We start from the raw sequence: 20,091 nt of genomic DNA, 5'->3' as shown, positions 1-20,091 counted from the left end.
GGCGGGTCTTTGGCCAGATCGCTGGTGATGGCGTCAAGCTGACTGCGCAGTTTTTCAAGGATCGGACCGGAATCCGTGACCGCCGATGCCCCAAGGGCCGATCCGCCCTCGATCTGATCGAAAATTGCGACAAATTGCCGATACTGGCTGCGCAGGTCGGCCAGTGTCTTTTGCCATTGTTGCGCAACATTCGGATCTATTTTAACCGCATCCGGATCAAGCAGGGTGGGCAGATTGGATGGCGTCACCTTGCCGGTGAAGGCTTCCATATTCGTGATGAATTCGGATTGCCGGGCGTTTTGCGATTTTGGTGTTGGTGCAAATTGCGCGGTCTGTGCCGTGCCATAGGCATCAAAGGCATCCTCGGTCGCACTGCCAAACTGGGTGACCGTGATTTTCAGGGTTTCGGCTTTTTGCGAACAGGCGGCCAAAAGCCCGATGCCAATAATCAGGACTGCTTTGCGTGTGAATTGGTAGATCGATGAAACTGCCATAACGTCCCCATCACGTGATCATGCTCGTCATCTGACGGGAACAGGTGCAAAATGTGATGGCAAAAATAACAAAGGCCGCAGATTTGCTGCGGCCTTTTAAAATCCGGATACCGGCAGGTGCTATTTGCTCAGCATGAAAAGCGCCTGATTGCCAAAGAAATTGGCAAGCCGGGAATGACTGTCGAGACTGACTTTCGATCCGCTTTCGTTAAGCACCATCGACCGTTCGATTTTAAAGCTGCACTCATCACAAAGGGTGACGAAATCCCGGACGGTGCAAAAATGGATGTTCGGGGTTTCGTACCACATGATCGGCAGGTTCGGGTTTTGCGGCATGCGCCCGCGGAACATCAAATCAAACCGTGCGCGCCAGTGCCCGAAATTCGGAAAGGAAACGATGGCTTTTTGGCCGATGCGCAGCAGTTCGGTCAGAACCTGTTTCGGGCGGTTGGTCGCCTGCAAAGTCTGGCTGAGAATGGCGTAATCAAACGCCCCGTCGGGATAATCGCCAAGATCGCGATCCGCATCACCCTGCATCACCGGAAGACCCTGTGCTACGCAGTTGCGCACCCCCTCGTTGGAAAGCTCAAGCCCACGGCCATCCACATTTTTGCTGCGCGTCAGATAGCCCAGCAATTCACCATCGCCGCACCCGATATCAAGTACACGCGTGCCGGGTTCGACCATATCAGCAATAAGCTGCAGGTCGACACGAATACGATCATTCGGGATAACGCCAGTACCGTTTGGTAAAGAGTGATTCATAACCTATTTCAATCCCCGGATTTCAGCAGCACCTTCGATAAAGCCGCTTAACACCATATGGAAATCCGGCTCGTCGAGCAGGAAGGCATCATGCCCCTTGTCGCTCTCGATTTCGACGCAACTGACATTGCACGATGATGCATTCAATGCGTGGGCAAGCTGGCGGCTTTCGGCAGTGGTAAAGCACCAGTCGCTGGAAAACGAGATGACGCAGAAACGGGTTTTGCAGCCAACAAACGCCTCGCCAAGGCGACCTTCTGCATCCGCGGACAGATCGAAATAATCCATTGCGCGCGTGATATAAAGGTAGCTGTTGGCGTCAAACCGGTCGACAAAGCTTTTGCCCTGATGGCGCAGATAGCTCTCGATCTGGAAATCGTGATCGAAGCTATAGGTGATCGCCCCGCGGTTCTGAAGCTTGCGGCCGAATTTACGATGCAGAGCCGGTTGCGACAGATAGGTGATGTGCGCGGTCATGCGCGCCACAGCAAGCCCGCGGGACGGCTTTTTGCCTTCCAGCAGGTAATTGCCCCCGCACCAGTCCGGATCGGCCATGACCGCCTGACGCCCGACTTCGTGAAACGCGATATTTTGCGCCGAATGGCGGAAGCTGGTTGCAATCGGGGCGGCGGCGAAAACGCGATGGGAATAGCTTTTGCACCATTCAAGAACCTGCATGCCGCCCATCGAACCGCCAATAACCGCAAACAGGGTATCGATGCCCAATGCATCAATCAGCATGGTCTGCGCACGCACCATGTCGGCAATCGTGATCACCGGGAAATCAAGACCCCAGGGTTTGCCGGTGGCCGGGTTGATTTCCTTGGGCCCGGTACTGCCCAGGCAACCGCCAATCACGTTCGAGCAAATGACGAAATATTTGTCGGTATCGATGATTTTGCCCGGCCCGACGATTTCACGCCACCAGCCCTCCTTGCCGGTGATCGGGTGGACTTCGTCGGCGACATACTGATCGCCGGTCAATGCATGGCAGACCAAAATGGCATTGGTCTTCTCAGCGTTAAGTTCGCCATATGTCTGATAGGCAATGGTGAACGGCCCGAATTCGATGCCGCTATCAAGGCGCAGCTTTTCCGTTTCCCCAAGGACCATGTGATGGCCGGGAAGTTTGCTGCGCTGATCCGTGCTGGCGGCGGTCGACATGAATGTCCGTTTCCCTTTGATTAGGTTGTTTTTCTTGCAGGCAAGGTTGGCTGTTCCTTGCTATCGAAGGAAACAAGCCTATTCTAGCTAGGAATAGAGCGGGATTTAGTCAATCTTTTCTTTGCTTTTCGGCTGCCCTGTCCTAATACTGGGCGCCGTTTGAGAAAAGAGCGGATCATGGCGCAAAGCGACGAAAATTTAGCAAATCTTGACCTGAACGAGCTCAGGGCGGAAATCGATGATATCGATCAGGCACTGCAATCCCTGATCATCCGGCGCACAAAGGTGGTTCAGGCTGTCGGGGCCTATAAGGACCGGGTGATTGCCGCGGGTGGCAAGGTAAAAGTGCCTTATCGTCCGGCACGTGAAGCTCGCATCATGCGCACGCTGGTTGACCGTCACGATGGTGCCTTTCCGAAAACGGCCCTGATTCAGATCTGGCGCGAAATGATTGCGGCCGGAACGCGTCTTGAAGCGCCGTATACGGTTGCACTTTGCCGGAATGCTGATGGTGTTGATTGCTGGGAACTTGCGCGCCTTAACTTTGGTTGCCTCAACGAAATCGTCGAATTCGATACCCCGCGCGAGGCATTTTACGCCCTTGAAGAGGGACGTGCGGCGGTCGGTGTGTTCCCGAAACCGGAACTTGGCGAAGCACAGCCATGGTGGACTTTACTGTCCGATGATAGCCCGGTGCGCATTGTCTCGAAACTGCCATTTGGTGGGCGCCCGGTCGGACGAGGCGAGCAGACCGAAGGATTTGTCCTGGCGGCGATCGAGCTTGAAGAAAGCGGGGATGATCGCACGCTGTTTATCGTCAGCCTGCCAAACGAGATTTCGATGGATACGGCGCGCAAAAAAATTGCGAATGGCATTGATGGATCGGCAATCCTTGGCTTTTCTGCCGATGAAACCGGTGATCGCCGTTTTGTTCTTGTTGATGTGCCGGGATTCTTTTGTAATCGCGCAGAAGTGTTTCAGCGTGCACTGACCGATCAGGGACTTGATCCCGAAGGGCTCAGTGTGGTTGGTGCCTATGGCGTGCCGATTCCCGAAGACGCGCTGAGTTGATTGATACCGGCCGGTTGATTGTCACCGGCCCTGCCCACTGGGAGAAACTAGGAAATGTCTGCGCCCACCCCACGTCCCGGCATTCTTGATATTGCGCCTTATGTTGGCGGCAAGTCGCGCACCGATGGTGCAACCCGCGTAATCAAGCTTTCATCGAACGAAGGCGCGCTTGGTCCGAGCCCCAAGGCCATCGAGGCGCTCCGCAAGTCGGCTGAAAAGCTGCATCGCTATCCCGATGGTGGTTGCGAGGCACTGCGCAACAAACTGGCCGAGAAATACAATCTTGAAGCCGATCAGATTGTCTGCGGTGCCGGCTCGGACGAGCTGATCACCCTTCTGATCCGTGCCTATGCCGGTCCGGGGGATGAAGTGCTGTATTCGCAGCATGGCTTCCTGATGTATCCGATTGCGGCCAAGGGTGTCGGTGCGGTTCCGGTGACCGCGGCCGAAACCAACATGACCACCAGCGTTGATGCGTTGCTGGCCGCTGTGACCGAAAAAACCAAAATCGTTTTTGTCGCGAACCCGAACAATCCGACGGGGACCTACATCAATGATGCGGAAATGAAACGCCTGCGTGATGGCCTGCGCGAAGATATCGTTCTGGTCGTTGATGCGGCGTATGCCGAATTCATGACTGGTCAGGAAGATTATTCTGCGGGTGAAGAACTGGTGCGAGCCGGTAAAAATACCGTCATGACCCGTACATTTTCCAAGATTTATGGTCTTGGCGGCATTCGTCTTGGCTGGTGCTATGCGCCGGTTGATATTGCCGATGTTCTGCAACGCCTGCGTAATCCGTTTAACGTGGCCCTTCCGACACAGGAAGCCGGTCTTGCGGCACTGGATGATGATGAATTCGTCAATGCCTGCGTGCGTCACAATGCCGAAACACTGGCGTGGTTCCGCGATCAGGTGAACGCGATTGACGGGCTGATCGCCCATCCGAGCTATGGCAACTTTGTGCTGGTCGAATTCCCCAAGGAAGAAGGCAAGAACGCCGATGCTGCCAATGATTTCATGATGGCACAGGGCGTTATCCCGCGCAAAATTGGTGCCTATGGCCTGCCGCAGATGCTTCGTATTTCGATCGGTACGAAGGAAGAAATGGAAATCTGCCTCAAGGCGATCAAAGACTTTGTGAACAGGTAAAATGACCAACACCGCATCCGAACCGCTTTTTGATACCGTTGCTTTTATCGGCATGGGGCTGATTGGCTCGTCCCTGGCGCGTCGCATTCTGCGCGATGGTCTGGCGAAAAAAATCACCTGTGCCGTGCGTTCCGAAGCTACCCGTGACCGGGTGCTTGAACTTGGTATTGCCGATGAAGCCTATTGCGACATCAAGGAAGCGGTTAAGGATGCCGATCTGGTGATGATCTGTGCCCCGGTGGGCGCCAATGAAGCCATTGGCGCCCAGCTTGCCGGAAAACTTAAAAAGGGTGCGATTGTTTCCGACGTCGGGTCGGTCAAACAGGCGGTCATTCGCGATATCGCCCCGCATCTTGACGAAGGTGTTTCGTTCGTGCCGGGCCACCCGTTGGCCGGGACCGAACATTCCGGACCGGATTCCGGTTTTCCCGAACTGTTTGAAGGCCGCTGGTGCATTTTGACCCCGGTTCCGGGGGAAAAGGAAAGTGCGACCGCACGTGTGCAGGCCCTTTGGGAAGCATGTGGCATGAAGGTTGAGTGCATGGATGCCGATCATCATGATCGCATTCTTGGCATCACATCGCATCTACCGCATCTGATCGCCTATACCATCGTCGGGACGGCAACCGATCTTGAAGATGCACTGCGTCAGGAAGTCATCAAGTTTTCCGCATCGGGTTTCCGTGATTTCACCCGTATTGCCGCATCCGACCCGACGATGTGGCGCGACGTGTTTTTGAACAACCGCGAAGCGGTCCTTGAGGTTCTTGGCCGTTTTCAGGAAGATTTGATGGCGTTGCAACGCGCGATCCGCTGGGGCGAGGGCGAAAAACTGTTCGACCTGTTCAGCCGTACGCGTGAAATCCGCCGTGGTATTGTCGATGCCGGGCAGTATTTCACCAATTTCTCGGCCGAAGGTGAAGACCGCCAAAGCGACGCCAAGGGCAAAAACAAGACCGATAAATAATCAATTCACGGTTTGCAAATGGCAGGCCGTCGTCGGGTGGAAAGATGTGCCCCAAACAGCATCTTTCGCCGGAAAAAGGGGAACGTCATGCCTGCCACCGATCATCCGGCTTTTGCACGGATTATGCCGTTCTTGTTTGTGTTCCTCTGGAGCACGGGCTTTGTTGGCGCAAAGTTCGGACTTCCCTATGCCGACCCGTTTACCTTTCTGTTTGCCCGTTTCGCCATTGTGATTGTTCTGATGGTGCCGGTGATTTCGCTGCTGGGCGCCAAATGGCCCAAAAGCTGGCGGCAGGTTGCCCATATCAGCACGACCGGTGTTCTTGTCCACGGGATTTATCTGGGCGGTGTTTTCTGGGCAATTGATACGGGGCTTCCGTCGGGCTTGGCGGCCTTGATCGTCGGATTGCAGCCGGTCGTGACCGCATCGGTCGTCGGTGCCCTTCTTGGGGAACGTGTCAGTGGACGCCAGTGGGCGGGGCTTGTTCTTGGCCTGATCGGTGTGGCGTTGGTGCTGGTGCCCAAAATCGGTGACGGGATCGGTATTACGGCCTTTGGCATCGGGCTTGCCATCATGGCGCTGTTTGGCATGACGGCCGGGACGCTTTATCAGAAGCGGTTCTGCACGGGCATGGACCTGATGAGCGGTACGGTTATCCAGTATGTTGCCGCCGCGGCCTTTGTCGGGGTGGTTGCCCTGATCAAGGAACCCTTGGTGATCGAATGGAGCATGAACTTCATTCTTGCGATGGCGTGGCTGGTTCTGGTGTTGTCAATCGGCGCGATCATGCTTCTGATGGTTTTGATCAAGCAGGGCGAGGCAACCCGGGTTGCAAGCATGTTCTACCTTGTCCCGCCCACGGCTGCCTTCTTTGCCTGGCTGCTTTTTGATGAACATCTGGGCATGCTCGGTTTTGCCGGATTTGCAATTGCCGCACTTGGGGTGGCATTGGTGATGGTGAAACGCTAGGTTCAGAACCGGACATAAAATACCAGCATGACCGGAGGAAATTTTGACTGAGCCCCAGGAAAGATGGGTATTTGGATATGGATCGCTGCTGTGGCGTCCGGGCTTCGAATTTGAAGAACGGGCACGCGCGACGCTGCGCGGCTATCACCGGTCCTTTTGTATCTATTCCCATCATTATCGCGGCACACCGGAAAATCCGGGGCTGGTTCTGGGGCTGAATGTTGGCGGGGAATGTGTCGGGAACGCGTTTCGGATCGCGCCGGACAACTGGCCGCTGGTCAAGGCCTATCTTGATGAACGCGAACTGGTGACCAACACCTATATTCCCGCCGATGTCGAGGTCGAGCTTGCCGACGGACGCAAGGTGATCGCGCACACCTATGTCGCCGATCCAACGCATGAACAGTTCGCCGGAAACCTGCCGGTGCGAACGGCGGTTGAAATCATTGTTGCGGCACATGGCAATATTGGCCCGAACCTGGAATATCTTGAAAACACGGTCTGCCATCTTGACGAGATGGGAATTGTCGACCCGCCGTTGCATGATCTGATGGATCTGGTGCGCCGCGAATACGGTGAAATCAATATGGGAGCCGGAATCTGATGTCGGACGCCACCACAACGTCCAAAGGTGCCAATGCTCCATTGATGGCCGCCTATCTGATGCTGGTTGCCTGCGCGATGATGTGGGGGTCAAACCATGTCGTTGCACGCGGGGTGAATGCCACGGTGCCGCTTGAAGCATTGGCGTTCTGGCGTTGGGTTGTGGCCGCCGTATTATTGTTTCCGGTTTGTATTCCGCACCTTAAACGCGATCTGAGGCTGATGGCGGATCATAAAATGTCGATGTTCCTGATCGGAACAACCGGCGTTTTCATGTTTTCAATCGTCATTTATCTGGCGGCTTACAACACAACGGCGGTCAATACCGGGCTTCTCAATGCGACAACCCCGGTCTGGGTTCTGTTATTTGCAGCGGTGCTTACGGCCGATAAACCCAAGCTTGGCCAGTGGGTTGGTGTGCTGATTGCCGGTGTCGGGACGGCGGTGATCATTGCCAAAGGCGACTTTTCGGTCTTTGCCGAGATGAACTTTGTCTCGGGCGATCTGTTTGCGATGATTTCAGCCAAGGTCTGGGCGGCATACTCGATGCTTTTGAAACGTGCCCCCAAAGGGGTCCATCCACTAAGCCTAGTGTTTGTTTCGGCCCTGATCGGGTTGGTGTTCCTGACTCCGCTTTATATCTGGTCGGTGACTGTTCGCAATGAGCCGTTCTTTACCCATCTTGATCCGGCATGGCCCGATATGCTCAAGATTTTCTATATCGGCGCGGGGCCCGCTTTTTTGGGTTATCTGTTCTGGAACAAAGGGGTTGCGGTTGTCGGCCCGGCAAATGCCGGTGTGTTTCTGTATCTGATGCCGGTTTTTGCCAGCATCCTTGCCATCATCTTTTTGGGCGAGGAACTGCATATTTACCATCTGGGCGGGATCACATTGATTGCCTTTGGCATCTGGCAGGCGACACGCCGGAAAGCATAAAAGCTGCCGGACGGACAGAATCGAAAAGGCCGGATCAAACTCCGGCCTTTTTGGTGTTCGAACGATCCGTATGATCAGGACGGCGTTTTTTCCTGGTCGACGGATTTCATCGGAATCGCGGTTTTGGCTTCCTGCTGTTCGGCTTCGGCTTTTTCTCGGGCTTCCTCGATCTCGACGTCACGTGATGTCAGGGTCGGCAGATTAAACTCGGCCTGTGCTTCGCGTTCAAGTTCCCGCGTGCGGTCATCAATCCTGCTTTTGATCGTTTTCATGAATGTTTTGCGATCCAGATCCGGCTCAATCGCGGGCAGGAATTCCATGGTGACCTCGCCACCGTATTTCATGAAGCTGTGACGTCCCCAGAACATGCCGGAATTGATGGCAACGGGAATGACCGGCGTATTGGGGAACGCCTTGTATAGCGCATAAATACCGGGATGATACGGCCGATCCGAACCGGGCGGTGTGCGGGTTCCTTCGGGGAAGATTACGATCTGCCTGCCGTCCTCAAGCGCACGTTCAGCACCCTTGATCATGTCTTTCAGGGCGGATGATCCAGCCGATCTGTCGACCGCAATCTGCCCGGAAAACAACAGGAACTGCCCCATCAACGGAATGCGGGTCAGTTCCTTTTTCAGGATATATGCCGGGTCAGGCACGACCGTGTGAAAGGTCAGGGTTTCCCACGCAGACTGATGTTTGGCAACCAGAATACAGGGGCCTTTGGGCAGGTTTTCAAGGCCGCGAATACGTTTATACATGCCAACAGAGATGGCCAACGCGCCTTGCGTCAAATGACACCACATATGTCCAACAAGCTGATTGGCCTTGCGACCAAACGGCATCAGGGGAACCATACAAATGCAAAGTGCTGTTGTACCGGCGAAAAACAACACGTTAAACAAAAACGCGCGCAGGGCTCTCATGCAGACAGATCCTTCAAACACTTAGTCAAAGGGTTTGTAACAGTTATACGACACGAGTGAAACGCTGTATCTTCAACCCGATTTCTGCGCCGGGCGATTTGATGCGGAATAATCCTGTCCGGAGGGGTCTGGTGTCGGGGCGGGGCCATGCAGGTTGGCGCGATCACCGTCTGGCAGCAGCCGCAGGATATAGTTCCTGAGGCTGGCAAACAGGAATTTGTTATATTCGCTTGCGATCAGGCTGGCGCTTCCCGGCCACCGCCACCAACTGTCGACCTTGACGTTATCGGGGAACACCGGGTGGGCGATGATTTCGACATCGGGCATCAGGCTGCGAAATTCCAGAAGCGACCTCGGCATGTGATAGTTTGCCGTGACGATGCGCAGGCTTTTATAGCCTTCCTCATACACCCAAACCGCCGTTTCCTGCGCATTGCCGCGGGTGTTTTCCGCAACATGACCCAGAACTACACAGCATGAAACCAGCCGGGGATCGGCTTTGCCCGCCGATAGAAGCTCGTCGACTTCAACCCCGCGATAGACGCCGGAAATAAACAGTTTTCTGGCAAGCTGGCGGGTCAGAAGACGGCGCCCTTCCGAAAGCCGTTCACTGCCACCGGTCAGAACAACGATGGCGTCAGTCTTGCGATCAGGTTCATCAACCGCGGTTGGAATGATGTCGACATACCAGATAAAGCCACCCGCCCAGACCAGCCCCAGCAGGATCAGGGTCGATAGCAAAAACCGGAACCGGCGAAAGCGTCGTCGGTGCTGAACGGAAAGGGGCGGCCTATTCATATGATTGGGCCTGGCGGGACGCTGGCATGCGACGGGGCTCTCCTTTTGGGACAAGGTCATGATCCGAAACAGTAAATGATCACGACGCTGCAGGCCGACTATACGGAGGAGTGAGGCAGGTTACAACATTCTGCGCAAGACACGCAGCACAGTTCTTTTGGCCGTCATCTGGGCGACACCGGCGACCACGAACGGAATGGCAATGATGATCGCAATGAAAAGCGGGCTGAAAACCAGTGTCGGGATCGGCCATCCCGCCCGCATGCCAAGCCACGCGATCACCCCCGAAACAGGCAGGGCGATCAGGAGGCCGATCAGGGCACCAAAAAACGCCAGCCGCAGGTTATGACGGGCAAACTGGCCCGCGATATACGAATCCTGCGCCCCGATCAGGTGCAGCAATTCGATGATTGTGCGATGAATGGAAAGACCTGATCGGGTGGCAAATACGACCGACAGCATCGTTGCCCCGAACAGCACGATAATCAGCGTAATCAGCGCCAGTTCGACCGAAAAGGCAACATCGGCAATCCGTTCAATCCAGATGCGATGATCGTCCAGAACCGCCTCGGGCGCGATTTCGCCCAGCCTGCGTTCAAGGGTATCGAAATTAAAACCGGTTTCAGGCGTGATTTCGATAATGCGCGGGATGGGTAATTCGCTGACGACCTCGTCCGGGCCAAGCCAAGGTTCCAGAAGGGCGGACATGGTTTCGGGGCTGAGTTCCTCGATCCGGGAAATGCCCGGCATGTCGGCGAGCTGTTCGATAATATCGTCAACCGTTGCCTGCAAAGCCTGTTCGCGTTCTTCGGGGTCGCGATCCGCCATGCCGGTCGGGGGAACCTGTATCGAAAGGCTGCCTTCGATCTGGCCGGACCATTTGCCGACGCTGTCATGCAGGGCGGCAAGGCCAACAATCGAAAACGTCAGCAGGGCCACCATCAATGCGACGATGCTTGGCAAAAAGCGCGTCGATGAATCGCTATCAAGTGGCAGATGTGACGGTTGCGAACGAAAAGCCATGATCGATTTTGGGTCCTGTCTGAGCCAGTTGCCGTCGGTTGGTCCGGTTACGCGCTATGCGTGATGTCGTGCAGGGTGCCAGCTTCGAGCAGCCATTGATTATGGCCAAAACGACGCACCAGTTGCCGGTTATGGGTGGCGATGAGCACGGTTGTGCCAAGTTTGTTCAGTTCTTCAAAAAGATATAACAGCCGCATGGCGATGCGGTCATCAACGTTACCGGTGGGCTCGTCAGCCAGAAGCAGGGCCGGGCGTCCGATAACGGCGCGCGCGATGGCAACGCGTTGCTGCTGTCCGCCCGAAAGCCGGGACGGTACCGCGTTGATCTGATCACCAAGTCCGACCCATTCCAGAAGTTCGGTCACGTTCTTGCGGATCTGCAAATCCTCGACCCCGGCGACGCGCAGCGGCAGGGCGACATTTTCAAAAGTCGTCAGGTGATTGATCAGGCGGAAATCCTGAAATACCACGCCGATCCTGCGGCGGATGGCGGGCAGTTCATCGCGCGGAATGCGGATATTGTCGCGGCCGAAAATGTTGATCTCGCCGCGGGTCTGGCGCAGGGCAAGATAAAGCAGGCGCATCAATGTCGATTTGCCCGCACCCGAAGCCCCGGTCAGGAAATGGAAGCTGCCACGATGCAGGGTAAAGTTCAGATCGCGCAGAATCTCCGGCCCGGATTCATAGCGGACACCCACATTCCTGAAACTTACGACTTCAGTCAAAACTTGCGCTCCATATCGCAGCACGACGTATCAGACCCGACATAACATGATAATGCGGGGGCCGGTTGAACAATTGCAAAAGTCCGATCTGGCAGACCCCACAGTGGGTATCATTGCAGATTGGCCTAAAATATGACGACTTAAACAGTTCTTCGGATGTCATCGAAGCACCATATATGCAATGCTGTGCCAACCAAATTCGGGCAGCTTCAGTTATCTGTGCTTAACAGTCTGTTAAATCGCCGCTATTTACATATAGTGTAGGTTCTGCCCTACACCGGCGAATTCGGGGGATCGCCGGAAATCACTCAGGTTATGGCCGTGCCCCGGGTTTCATGCCGCTGACATCGAGATGCCAGGTTTGCAATGATCATTACTTGCCCAGATTGTTCAAAAAAATACTCTGTGAAAACAGAGGCGATCGGCCCAAAGGGCAGAACCGTGCGCTGCAAAAATTGCGGCAATAGCTGGCATCAGGACCCACCGGGAATGAAAACCCCGTCGCCAGCGCAGGAAAACAAGCTGCCGCCACCTTTCGATCAGGACGGCGCACTTGGTGCCGACTTCAATGCCGACCAGATGCCAGGTCAGGTTGATCCCGGTTTTGAAGAAGCCGATAAAATCCCCGATCCGCCCCCCATCCCGCAGCAGCTGATTCGCAACAATCCGAAGCCGCCTGCGAAATCGAAAAAGGGTGTGGTTGGCTGGATCCTGTTCTTCCTGATCCTTGGCGGGATTGGCGTGGGCGGATATTTTGCCAAAGATATCCTGATCAATCTGTGGCCGCCGATTGCCAAGGTCTATGACATGGTCGGGCTTGACGTGCCCCATGTTGGCGAAGGCCTTGATATTCGTGAATTGCCGCCGACTCGCGAAGAAGAAGATGGTGTCGATGTTCTTGTCGTGCGCGCCGAGATCGTCAATATCAGTGAGGTTGACCGCGTTCTGCCCTATCTGCTGATCGAGCTTCTTGATCCGCTGGATCGTGTTGTTCAGCGCAAAAAAGTGCCGCTGATCTATGACGAAAGTGCGGTTCAGGGCAGTGCGGAAATGCCAATGGAAGCCCAGATGCTGCCGGTTGGCGAAACCATGACGGTGGAAACCAAGATCCGCCGTCCGAACCCGACCGCAACCCGCCTGCAGGTTACATTCCTTGATCCGCGCGAGGCGGTCGAACCCTGATCGGTTTGATCTGAAAATGACAAGGGCAGCGATCCGTCGCTGCCCTTTTTTATGGTCGTTCGCAAAGGGGCCGATAGGACGCCCTAGAACCGTTTAAGCAGCCGGTCGATATATTCCTGTTCGATCACCGGGCGGTCCGGGTCGCCGGATCGGCGGCGCAGTTCCTGCAAGATACGCCATGCCCGTTCAAGCGTGTCGACTTCGGGGATGACGGTTGTGCCATCCCCGCCCACCGGTCGGCCAAGCGGATCACGGTTGCCCGACCCGCGCAGTTCATCAAGCATCGGCATCATCTGGCTAAGCCCTTCGAGCGCGCGGCTCAGTTCGCCAATGCCGCGCTGAAGGGCCTCCATGGCCTGTCCCTGCTGTTGCAGGGCTTCGTGGGCGCGGTTGCGGCCAAGGGCTTCTGCGGCGCGCTGCATCGCCTCGATGGCAGTTTCAATGCCACTGAGATTACCAAACTGGCCAAAGCCGGAATTGTTGGTCAGGTTCTGGGCATCACCGGCAAGGTTTTGCTGTTCCTCGGCCCGGTTGCCATTGCCGCCGGAATTGGTGGACGGATTGTCCCCCTGGTTCATCAGTTCCTGCTGCCGACGGGCAAGATCACGGATGCCATCGAGCATTTCGCGAAGGGTCGATGTGATATCGGTCCCGCCGTCACCCGATGTGACCTGCATGTTTTCAACCAGTTCACGCAGGCGATCAATCAGGGCACGCGCCTGATCACGGGCACCGGCCCGCATCAGGGCATCGATCTGATCGACAATGCGCGAGAGGTCCTGCTGTTCAAGGATGGCGGCGGGGGCCTGTTGCTGGCTTTGCTGGTTTTGCGGGGCCTCGCGGGCGAGGGCGGCCATATATTCGTTAAGGGCCCGGCGGTAATTTTCGATCAGCTCGGCGATTTCGGCTTCGGTGACGTTCGGATCGGCGAGTGCTTCGAGCAGCCGTTCCTCGGCCTCCATCAGATTGCGTTCGGCCATGCCATAGCTGCCGCGTTCGATTTCTTCGGCGATGTGCCATAGCAATCCGGCGACTTCCTGATGGGTGTCGCGGTCGCGCAGATGGGCCGAAAGACGGGCTTCGGTGACCGACAGGGCAAGGAAAATACCGATATGGCCGTTAAATGCCTGCGGGGCATACAGCACGGGCAAAAGGGCATTGCGCATTTCAAGCGCCTTGTCGGGATAGCGCAGCAAGCCACGCCGGATCGTGATCAGCTTTTTGGCGACCGGATGGGTGAATTCGCGTTCCGGCAACACGATGGATCGCATGTCGCTTTCGCCGCGCTGCCCGGAATTGTCCTGCGATACCAGTTGCAGATTGACCGGAAGCCCGGCCCAGGGGTGCGAAACAAGATCAAGGAAACGTGGCCCCTCGATCCGGGTCGGCATGGATACAGCACCCCCCTGACCATCGCGACCGGACATATCGATACGGATATTGTCGATCGACCCGAACTGTTCGGCGCCAATGCCATCGGTCGCGGGGGTGATGATCAGATCAAGGTTGTTCATGCCGTAATCATCGGTCGCGACATAATCAAGACGGATATGATCGCGGCGGGTCACCGAGGGCGGGCTGACGAATGAAAGGGCGGGCGGTTTATCGGCCACCAGATTGACATTCAGTGTCAGCCGGTCATTGCCCCAGACCGAAATGCGCCATGGTCCGGCCTGATCAAGGGCGGTCGAGATGACATAGCTGTTGTCGCTGCTTTCCGATATCTCGCGTTCGCCGGTGGGGGTATGCAGTGTCGGTTGCCAGACACTTCCGATGCTGCCGGCCAGTGTTGATCCGACGGGGACATCCACATCGATGACGTTGGGATTCCCGGCGTTTGTATCTGCTGGCTGCTGCTGCGGCTGGTCTGTGCCATCGGCAAAACGCAGGACTCGCGGGATTTGCCCGGTATAGGCAGGCGGGGTGACCCATAATGTCGTGCTGAAATCGGCAGCGCCCAGCCGTTGCAACGGGCTGAATGCCTTATAAAAGCGTTCCCCCATCCGGTCATGTGCGACAAACAGCCCGACGGCGAGGAGCAATACCGGCAAAACCACCAGCCCATAGCGGTCAATGCGCGCCAGCGAGGGCAGGGGGCGGGGCAAATGCAGGTTATCAAGCATCGCCTCGTGGCGTTGCAGCTGCTTTTGCCACAGGTAGCTGGTTAGCGGGTCGTCACCATCATCGATATGGTCTTCGAGGCTTTGCAGTGGGTTGTTTTCAAGGCCATTTTCCTGTTCGATCCTTTGCAGGACAGCACGGCGATTGGGCCAAGCGAAGTGCCGCCACGGGAGGATGATGGCGACAAGTCCGGCAACCGACAGGATCGAGAGCAACATGATATGCCCGGTCGCGGGCAGTATTTCAAAGGTACCGGTCAGGGTCAGCCCGGCAATCAGCATCACGATTGTCGAAGGCGGGATCAGGCGTGGCCACACCCGTTCCCACGACATGATCATCCGCGCCAGGCGCAGATGGCGTTCCAGTCGGGGATTGGGTGGTATGATCGACATATCGATTTCAGGCCCCTGCAATCGCCCCGTGTCCGGGACATGTGACGCCAGCGTGGTCCTATGAACAGATTTCAGACCTTAATCTAAGTTTGGGGCTTTGGCGGGGCGGGTCAAGTCAGGATCGCGGCCAGGCCAAAATAAAAGGCGGTCCGTGATGGGGCAGCTTTTGGCGGTATATAAAGTTTTTTCAAAAAAAGTTCTTGATTTGTTCTTTTATTTATGGCATAAGAGCAAAGTCAACGGGAGAAATGCACCCGGACCGAAACCCGCGAAGCGCCTTGCGCCTCGCGGGTTTTTGCGTTTGGGGCCAGATCAAAGAGGTGATCGGGATGCAGCGGCAAGGATTGAGGCAGGGCGGCGGAGTAGTCCGCAGGATATGGATCGGGGGATGGCGGAGCCATTACGGCGGTATTCCGCACTGGCTCTAATACGCTTTTAACACACTTATTTGTCATGACGGGAGAGGTGCGTCTTGTCGGGGAACGGACCCCGGATTTGCCGGAAGCGGCAGCAATGGCAGCAATGGCAGCGGTGGCGGCAGTGATTTGTGGCCCGTCGGTGGTGGACAGGTTGGGGGCAGTGCGCCCGAAGTCCGTCTGCCGGTGAAAATGGCAGCGGCCCGAGGTGTATCTGGATGTCGGCGTGGCAGGTTGTCGCCGTGGCCGGGAAGTGCCCGAAGTGGGCAGCGAGCCCCTGGACCGTCTGCGGGAGAAACTGGCGACGACCCGAAGTGTGTCTGGTCGTCGAGGTGGCAGGTTGCCGCCTTGGCCGGACGGTGATCAATGCGGCAGAGAGCCCGATGAGGGTCCGTCGGCGACGGTTGCCGGAGGCCCGAGTTTTGTCCGGGCGTCGGTGTTCATGACATTGCCGAAAGGGGCGGAGCGGGTAGCGAGGCTGTGGGCCGTCAGAGGGCCATCTGCTGGCGAGGGCTGGTGGAGGCCCGAGGTACGTCCAAGGTTCGTGATCATGCCATTGCCGGAAGCGGCCGAAGCGGGCAGCGAGGTTTTGGGCGGTTTGTGGGTCGTCTGGTGGTTAGGCTTTCGGAGGTCCGAGGTTTGGCCGGGCTTCGTGGTCATGGCGTTGCCGGAAGGAACCGGAGCGGGCGGTAAGCCTGTGGCTGTCAGTGGGACGTCTGTTGGAATGCCGTGTTTTGTTCGGGTGGGGCATTTCGTCTGCTTCGGGGAAAATCACCCTGTTGCCGTGCTTTCGGAGTCTGGCGTTCCTGTCCTGCCCTTGGCCCTCGGAGCCCCCCGGAACCATTCGGGAGATCGAAGGAGATGGGGCAGGTCAGATGATCTCTGTCGGGCAGGATGCGGATATGCAGAAGGCGGCCTTTCGTGTTGAAAGACCGCCTTGCAAAGTTTTTCCGGTTTCTGCCGGTCCGGATCAGTCGAGCCAGTCGGGAATACGGTCCAGACCGATCAGGTCGTCAATCGACTGGCGCGGGCGGACGATGGCGAAATCGTCTCCCTTGACCAGAACTTCGGGCGTCAGGGCACGGGTGTTATAGGTCGATGACATCACCGCACCATAGGCACCTGCCGACATGACGGCGACCAGATCGCCCGGTTTCAGGTCATCGGGCAGTTTGCGGTCCTTGCCGAAGGTGTCGCCGGTTTCGCAGACCGGTCCGACGATATCGACGGTCGCCTGTTTGTCGCCTTCACCCTGTTCATCGACGGGGATGATTTCGTGATAGGCGCTGTAAAGCGTTGGCCGGATCAGGTCGTTCATCGCGGCATCGAGAATGACAAAGCGTTTGGCTTCGCCGTCCTTGATATACATGACGCGCGAAATCATCACACCGGCATTGCCAGCAATCAGGCGGCCCGGTTCGAGCGTGATGTGGCAGCCAAGGTGACCGACGGTTTCACGCACCATCTGGCCATAGGCATCGGGCAGGGGCGGTGTTTCGCCCTGATAGGCTATGCCAAGTCCGCCACCAAGGTCGAGATTGCGGATATTGATGCCTTCGGCGCGAAGTTTTTCGACCAGACCGGCAAGACGGGTGAATGCCTCGCGGAAGGGGGCAAGATCGGTCAGCTGCGATCCGATATGCATGGTAATGCCGGTGACCTCGATCCCGTCCATGGCGGCTGCCATGCGGTAAACCTCGATCGCGCGGGTCCAGTCGATGCCGAATTTGTTTTCGGCCTTGCCGGTGGCGATCTTTTCATGGGTCTTGGCATCGACATGCGGGTTGATGCGGATCGCGATCCGGGCCTTTTTGCCCATGTCGAGGGCAACCCGGTTGAGTTCTTCAAGTTCCGGGATGCTTTCGACATTGATTTGGGCGATATCGGCATCAAGGGCTTCGCGCATTTCGGCATCGGCCTTGCCAACGCCGGAAAAGATGACTTTGCCCGGGGCAACACCGGCACGCAGGGCGCGGCGCATTTCACCAACCGAAACCACATCGGCACCGGCCCCCAGTCTGGCGAGCGTTTTCAGGACAGCCTGATTGGAGTTTGCCTTGATCGCATAGCAAACCGTGGCATCAAGCCCGTCAAACGCACCGGCATAAACCCTGTAATGACGTTCAAGGGTGGCGGTGGAATAGCAATAGAACGGCGTGCCGACCTTTTCGGCAAGCTCGGGGATGGAAACGCCTTCTGCGTGAAGGACGCCATCAATATATTCAAAATGGTTCATTGTGCCGGATATGTCCGTGGATATTTGTTGCCTTCGTCGGTCGGTGGTTCAAGCGGGCCTTTTTTGCCGCAGGCGGCAACAGACAGGCCCAGCATCACCGCCAGTACGATCACTGTGCTGCGTTTAAAGATCGGGTTGCTCATTTCAGGAACCTTTCCTTTGCCGCCGCGACCTGTTCCTTCACCCGGACCGGGGCGGTGCCGCCAAAGCTTTGACGCGCACTGACCGATGCCTCGACAGTCAGGACATCGTAAACGGCGTTGGTGATTTTCGGTTCGATCCCCTGAAGGTCTTCGAGCGAAAGCTGATCGAGATCGCAACCTTTGCCTTCAGCCAGTTTCACGGTCGCACCGACCACGTGATGGGCGTCGCGGAACGGCATGCCAAGTTCGGCCACCAGCCAGTCGGCCAGATCGGTTGCGGTGGTGTAACCCGCACCGGCAGCCGCACGCATGTTGTCCTTATGCACCTTCATGTCGGCAATCATGCCGGTCATGGCGGCGACACACAGACCCAGATGGTCGTGGGCCTCGAAGACCGGTTCCTTGTCTTCCTGCATGTCCTTGGAATAAGCCAGCGGCAGACCCTTCATCGAGAGCATCAGTGAATTGTAGCAGCCAACGATACGGCCGATCTTGGAGCGGATCAGTTCGGCGGCATCGGGATTGCGTTTCTGCGGCATGATCGAGGAGCCGGTCGAAAATTTGTCCGACATGCCGACAAAGCGGAACTGTGCCGAACACCAGATGACCATTTCCTCGGCCAGGCGTGACAGATGCATGGCGGTGATCGAGGCTGCGTTCAGATATTCCAGAGCAAAGTCGCGATCCGACACCGCATCAAGCGAGTTCGCGGTCGGGCGATCAAAGCCAAGGGATGACGCCGTCATGTGACGGTCAATCGGATAGGGCGTTCCGGCCAGTGCCGCCGAACCCAGCGGGTTTTCATTAGCACGCGTGCGGCAATCGGCAACGCGGCCACGATCCCGGCCAAACATTTCGACATAGGCCAGAAGATGATGGCCAAAGGTGACCGGCTGGGCGGCCTGAAGGTGGGTAAAGCCCGGCATGATGGTCTCGGCATGGGTGCCGGCCTGTTCAACCAGTGCTTCCTGAAGGCCCTTGAGCCCGGCTTCAAGATCGGCCAGTGCCACGTCGCGCACCCAGAGTTTGAAATCGGTCGCGACCTGGTCATTGCGGGAGCGCGCGGTATGCAGGCGACCGGCCGCAGGCCCGATCAGATCACGCAGGCGGCTTTCGACATTCATGTGGATGTCTTCAAGGGCGGCAGAGAAGGTAAACTGGCCGCTCTCGATTTCTTGAAGGATCTGGTCTAGACCCGCGACTATTTTCTCGCCATCTTCTGCGGGGATGATCTTCTGCTTGACCAGCATGGCGCAATGGGCTTTGGAACCCTGAATGTCCTGGGCGTACAGGCGTTTGTCAAAGCCGATGGAAGCATTGATTTCTTCCATGATGGCGGATGGGCCCGCTTCAAAGCGGCCTCCCCACAGGGCGTTGGCATTTTTCTGGTCAGTGGCGTTTTGATCGGTCATTGTGATCCGCAAGCGTTGGAAAGGTGAGTATTGTGAAGGCACTGCTTCGTTACGTAAAACTGGGCGTGATTGTCGCCATATCGGCCATTTATGCAAGCCCTGCCTTTGCAGATACGCAATTGCCGCAAGAACTTTCGAAAATGGACACCGCACCTGATAGCACAAGCCTGCCGGAAAAGGCGGTTTTCATCGAAAAAGATGGCAGCGAAAGTGACCTTAAAGACCTGAAAGGTCAGGTTATTCTGGTCAATCTTTGGGCGACATGGTGCGCGCCCTGTATCGAAGAAATGCCCGATCTTGATCGTCTGGCGTCTGAAATGGAGGGCAAGCCGTTCCGTGTTCTGGCCCTTAGCCAGGATCGCGGCGGGGCGGAAATCGTGCAGGAATTCTTTGATGAAAACGGAATCGGCAATCTTGATGTCGTGCTTGATCCGCGCGGGGCGACCGCACGGGCCTTTGGCGCACGCGGCCTTCCGACCAGTTTCGTGATTGATGCCGACGGGCAGATCATCGGCAAGCTGGAAGGGACGGCCAAATGGGATGCCGATCCGGTCATCGATTATTTCAACAGCCTGATTGATGCCGCGTCCTGACGC

General features: G+C 56.6%; 18 protein-coding genes and 1 pseudogene. 8 read left to right on the top strand and 11 right to left on the bottom strand.

Annotation, left to right across the window (positions count from 1 at the left end; translation table 11 throughout):
• The 3 genes and pseudogenes from AUP42_RS02265 to metX all read right to left on the bottom strand — a co-directional run.
• A pseudogene (locus AUP42_RS02265) lies at nucleotides 1–494 on the bottom strand (hypothetical protein); the annotation flags it as partial.
• A gap of 120 nt (nucleotides 495–614) precedes the next feature.
• Nucleotides 615–1,259 (bottom strand): methionine biosynthesis protein MetW, encoded by a 645-nt coding sequence (gene metW / locus AUP42_RS02260; RefSeq protein ID WP_062948458.1) that lies wholly within the window; start codon nucleotides 1,257–1,259, stop codon nucleotides 615–617.
• A 3-nt stretch (nucleotides 1,260–1,262) separates the two neighbouring features.
• Nucleotides 1,263–2,423 carry a homoserine O-acetyltransferase MetX gene (gene metX, locus AUP42_RS02255; protein ID WP_062948456.1) on the bottom strand — a complete coding sequence of 387 codons (1,161 nt, stop codon included), beginning with the start codon at nucleotides 2,421–2,423 and terminating at the stop codon, nucleotides 1,263–1,265.
• Nucleotides 2,424–2,600: 177 nt separating this feature from the next.
• Between metX and AUP42_RS02250 the strand changes: the two genes are divergently transcribed.
• The 6 genes from AUP42_RS02250 (at nucleotide 2,601) to AUP42_RS02225 (ending at nucleotide 8,121) form a co-directional block, all read left to right on the top strand.
• On the top strand, nucleotides 2,601–3,494 hold the full coding sequence (locus AUP42_RS02250) for a chorismate mutase (RefSeq protein ID WP_062948454.1): 894 nt from the start codon (nucleotides 2,601–2,603) through the stop codon (nucleotides 3,492–3,494).
• Nucleotides 3,495–3,548: 54 nt separating this feature from the next.
• Entirely contained in the window at nucleotides 3,549–4,646 is a 1,098-nt protein-coding gene (gene hisC / locus AUP42_RS02245; protein ID WP_062948452.1) for a histidinol-phosphate transaminase, read from the top strand.
• Between the two features lies 1 nt (nucleotide 4,647).
• On the top strand, nucleotides 4,648–5,613 hold the full coding sequence (locus tag AUP42_RS02240) for a prephenate/arogenate dehydrogenase family protein (protein ID WP_007092001.1): 966 nt from the start codon (nucleotides 4,648–4,650) through the stop codon (nucleotides 5,611–5,613).
• Nucleotides 5,614–5,700: 87 nt separating this feature from the next.
• Nucleotides 5,701–6,582 (top strand): DMT family transporter, encoded by an 882-nt coding sequence (locus AUP42_RS02235; RefSeq protein WP_062948450.1) that lies wholly within the window; start codon nucleotides 5,701–5,703, stop codon nucleotides 6,580–6,582.
• Nucleotides 6,583–6,625: 43 nt separating this feature from the next.
• A complete protein-coding gene (locus AUP42_RS02230) occupies nucleotides 6,626–7,186 on the top strand; it encodes a gamma-glutamylcyclotransferase (RefSeq protein WP_007092003.1) in 561 nt (186 codons plus the stop codon).
• Entirely contained in the window at nucleotides 7,186–8,121 is a 936-nt protein-coding gene (locus AUP42_RS02225; RefSeq protein WP_062948448.1) for a DMT family transporter, read from the top strand. Before AUP42_RS02230 ends, AUP42_RS02225 begins: the two co-directional genes overlap by 1 nt.
• A 74-nt stretch (nucleotides 8,122–8,195) precedes the next feature.
• Here the strand turns inward: AUP42_RS02225 and AUP42_RS02220 are convergent, their stop codons facing one another.
• The 4 genes from AUP42_RS02220 to ftsE all read right to left on the bottom strand — a co-directional run bounded on the left by AUP42_RS02220 (nucleotide 8,196) and on the right by ftsE (nucleotide 11,593).
• A complete protein-coding gene (locus AUP42_RS02220; RefSeq protein WP_037987098.1) occupies nucleotides 8,196–9,047 on the bottom strand; it encodes a lysophospholipid acyltransferase family protein in 852 nt (283 codons plus the stop codon).
• A 72-nt stretch (nucleotides 9,048–9,119) separates the two neighbouring features.
• Complete coding sequence (locus AUP42_RS02215) at nucleotides 9,120–9,845, bottom strand: YdcF family protein (RefSeq protein WP_062948446.1); 726 nt, start codon at nucleotides 9,843–9,845, stop codon at nucleotides 9,120–9,122.
• A 120-nt stretch (nucleotides 9,846–9,965) separates the two neighbouring features.
• The gene (locus AUP42_RS02210) at nucleotides 9,966–10,868 is read right to left on the bottom strand and encodes a cell division protein FtsX (protein ID WP_062948444.1); all 903 of its coding nucleotides are present in this window, start codon (nucleotides 10,866–10,868) and stop codon (nucleotides 9,966–9,968) included.
• Nucleotides 10,869–10,915: 47 nt separating this feature from the next.
• A complete protein-coding gene (gene ftsE / locus AUP42_RS02205; RefSeq protein WP_082824648.1) occupies nucleotides 10,916–11,593 on the bottom strand; it encodes a cell division ATP-binding protein FtsE in 678 nt (225 codons plus the stop codon).
• A 366-nt stretch (nucleotides 11,594–11,959) separates the two neighbouring features.
• Here ftsE and AUP42_RS02200 point away from each other — a divergent pair, with 366 nt between their 5' ends.
• Complete coding sequence (locus tag AUP42_RS02200) at nucleotides 11,960–12,775, top strand: DUF3426 domain-containing protein (protein ID WP_082824647.1); 816 nt, start codon at nucleotides 11,960–11,962, stop codon at nucleotides 12,773–12,775.
• A gap of 83 nt (nucleotides 12,776–12,858) precedes the next feature.
• On the opposite strand, the gene AUP42_RS02195 is transcribed toward AUP42_RS02200, so the two are convergent.
• The 4 genes from AUP42_RS02195 to argH all read right to left on the bottom strand — a co-directional run bounded on the left by AUP42_RS02195 (nucleotide 12,859) and on the right by argH (nucleotide 19,495).
• Nucleotides 12,859–15,288: a DUF4175 domain-containing protein gene (locus tag AUP42_RS02195; RefSeq protein WP_062948522.1), complete on the bottom strand. Its 2,430-nt coding sequence runs from the start codon at nucleotides 15,286–15,288 to the stop codon at nucleotides 12,859–12,861.
• Between the two features lie 1,386 nt (nucleotides 15,289–16,674).
• On the bottom strand, nucleotides 16,675–17,940 hold the full coding sequence (gene lysA, locus AUP42_RS02185; protein ID WP_062948438.1) for a diaminopimelate decarboxylase: 1,266 nt from the start codon (nucleotides 17,938–17,940) through the stop codon (nucleotides 16,675–16,677).
• The gene (lptM, locus tag AUP42_RS21490; protein ID WP_147250134.1) at nucleotides 17,937–18,083 is read right to left on the bottom strand and encodes an LPS translocon maturation chaperone LptM; all 147 of its coding nucleotides are present in this window, start codon (nucleotides 18,081–18,083) and stop codon (nucleotides 17,937–17,939) included. Before lptM ends, lysA begins: the two co-directional genes overlap by 4 nt.
• Nucleotides 18,080–19,495, bottom strand: a complete 1,416-nt coding sequence (gene argH, locus AUP42_RS02180) for an argininosuccinate lyase (protein ID WP_062948436.1) — start codon at nucleotides 19,493–19,495, stop codon at nucleotides 18,080–18,082. Before argH ends, lptM begins: the two co-directional genes overlap by 4 nt.
• A 32-nt stretch (nucleotides 19,496–19,527) precedes the next feature.
• On the opposite strand from argH, the gene AUP42_RS02175 reads away from it, so the two are divergent.
• Nucleotides 19,528–20,088 carry a TlpA disulfide reductase family protein gene (locus tag AUP42_RS02175; protein ID WP_062948434.1) on the top strand — a complete coding sequence of 187 codons (561 nt, stop codon included), beginning with the start codon at nucleotides 19,528–19,530 and terminating at the stop codon, nucleotides 20,086–20,088.
• Nucleotides 20,089–20,091 lie beyond the last annotated feature (3 nt).

Source organism: Thalassospira lucentensis (genome assembly GCF_001613805.1).
Classification (GTDB): domain Bacteria; phylum Pseudomonadota; class Alphaproteobacteria; order Rhodospirillales; family Thalassospiraceae; genus Thalassospira; species Thalassospira lucentensis_A.
This window is presented reverse-complemented; position numbering and strand designations above follow the sequence as displayed.

What these genes read in the sequence shown, in the direction of transcription:
- metW (WP_062948458.1), bottom strand. Translation starts at nt 1,259, where the DNA reads ATGAATCACTCTTTACCAAACGGTACTGGCGTTATCCCGAATGATCGT.
- metX (WP_062948456.1), bottom strand. Translation starts at nt 2,423, where the DNA reads ATGTCGACCGCCGCCAGCACGGATCAGCGCAGCAAACTTCCCGGCCAT.
- AUP42_RS02250 (WP_062948454.1), top strand. Translation starts at nt 2,601, where the DNA reads ATGGCGCAAAGCGACGAAAATTTAGCAAATCTTGACCTGAACGAGCTC.
- hisC (WP_062948452.1), top strand. Translation starts at nt 3,549, where the DNA reads ATGTCTGCGCCCACCCCACGTCCCGGCATTCTTGATATTGCGCCTTAT.
- AUP42_RS02240 (WP_007092001.1), top strand. Translation starts at nt 4,648, where the DNA reads ATGACCAACACCGCATCCGAACCGCTTTTTGATACCGTTGCTTTTATC.
- AUP42_RS02235 (WP_062948450.1), top strand. Translation starts at nt 5,701, where the DNA reads ATGCCTGCCACCGATCATCCGGCTTTTGCACGGATTATGCCGTTCTTG.
- AUP42_RS02225 (WP_062948448.1), top strand. Translation starts at nt 7,186, where the DNA reads ATGTCGGACGCCACCACAACGTCCAAAGGTGCCAATGCTCCATTGATG.
- AUP42_RS02220 (WP_037987098.1), bottom strand. Translation starts at nt 9,047, where the DNA reads ATGAGAGCCCTGCGCGCGTTTTTGTTTAACGTGTTGTTTTTCGCCGGT.
- AUP42_RS02215 (WP_062948446.1), bottom strand. Translation starts at nt 9,845, where the DNA reads ATGAATAGGCCGCCCCTTTCCGTTCAGCACCGACGACGCTTTCGCCGG.
- AUP42_RS02210 (WP_062948444.1), bottom strand. Translation starts at nt 10,868, where the DNA reads ATGGCTTTTCGTTCGCAACCGTCACATCTGCCACTTGATAGCGATTCA.
- AUP42_RS02200 (WP_082824647.1), top strand. Translation starts at nt 11,960, where the DNA reads ATGATCATTACTTGCCCAGATTGTTCAAAAAAATACTCTGTGAAAACA.
- AUP42_RS02195 (WP_062948522.1), bottom strand. Translation starts at nt 15,288, where the DNA reads ATGTCGATCATACCACCCAATCCCCGACTGGAACGCCATCTGCGCCTG.
- lysA (WP_062948438.1), bottom strand. Translation starts at nt 17,940, where the DNA reads ATGAACCATTTTGAATATATTGATGGCGTCCTTCACGCAGAAGGCGTT.
- lptM (WP_147250134.1), bottom strand. Translation starts at nt 18,083, where the DNA reads ATGAGCAACCCGATCTTTAAACGCAGCACAGTGATCGTACTGGCGGTG.
- argH (WP_062948436.1), bottom strand. Translation starts at nt 19,495, where the DNA reads ATGACCGATCAAAACGCCACTGACCAGAAAAATGCCAACGCCCTGTGG.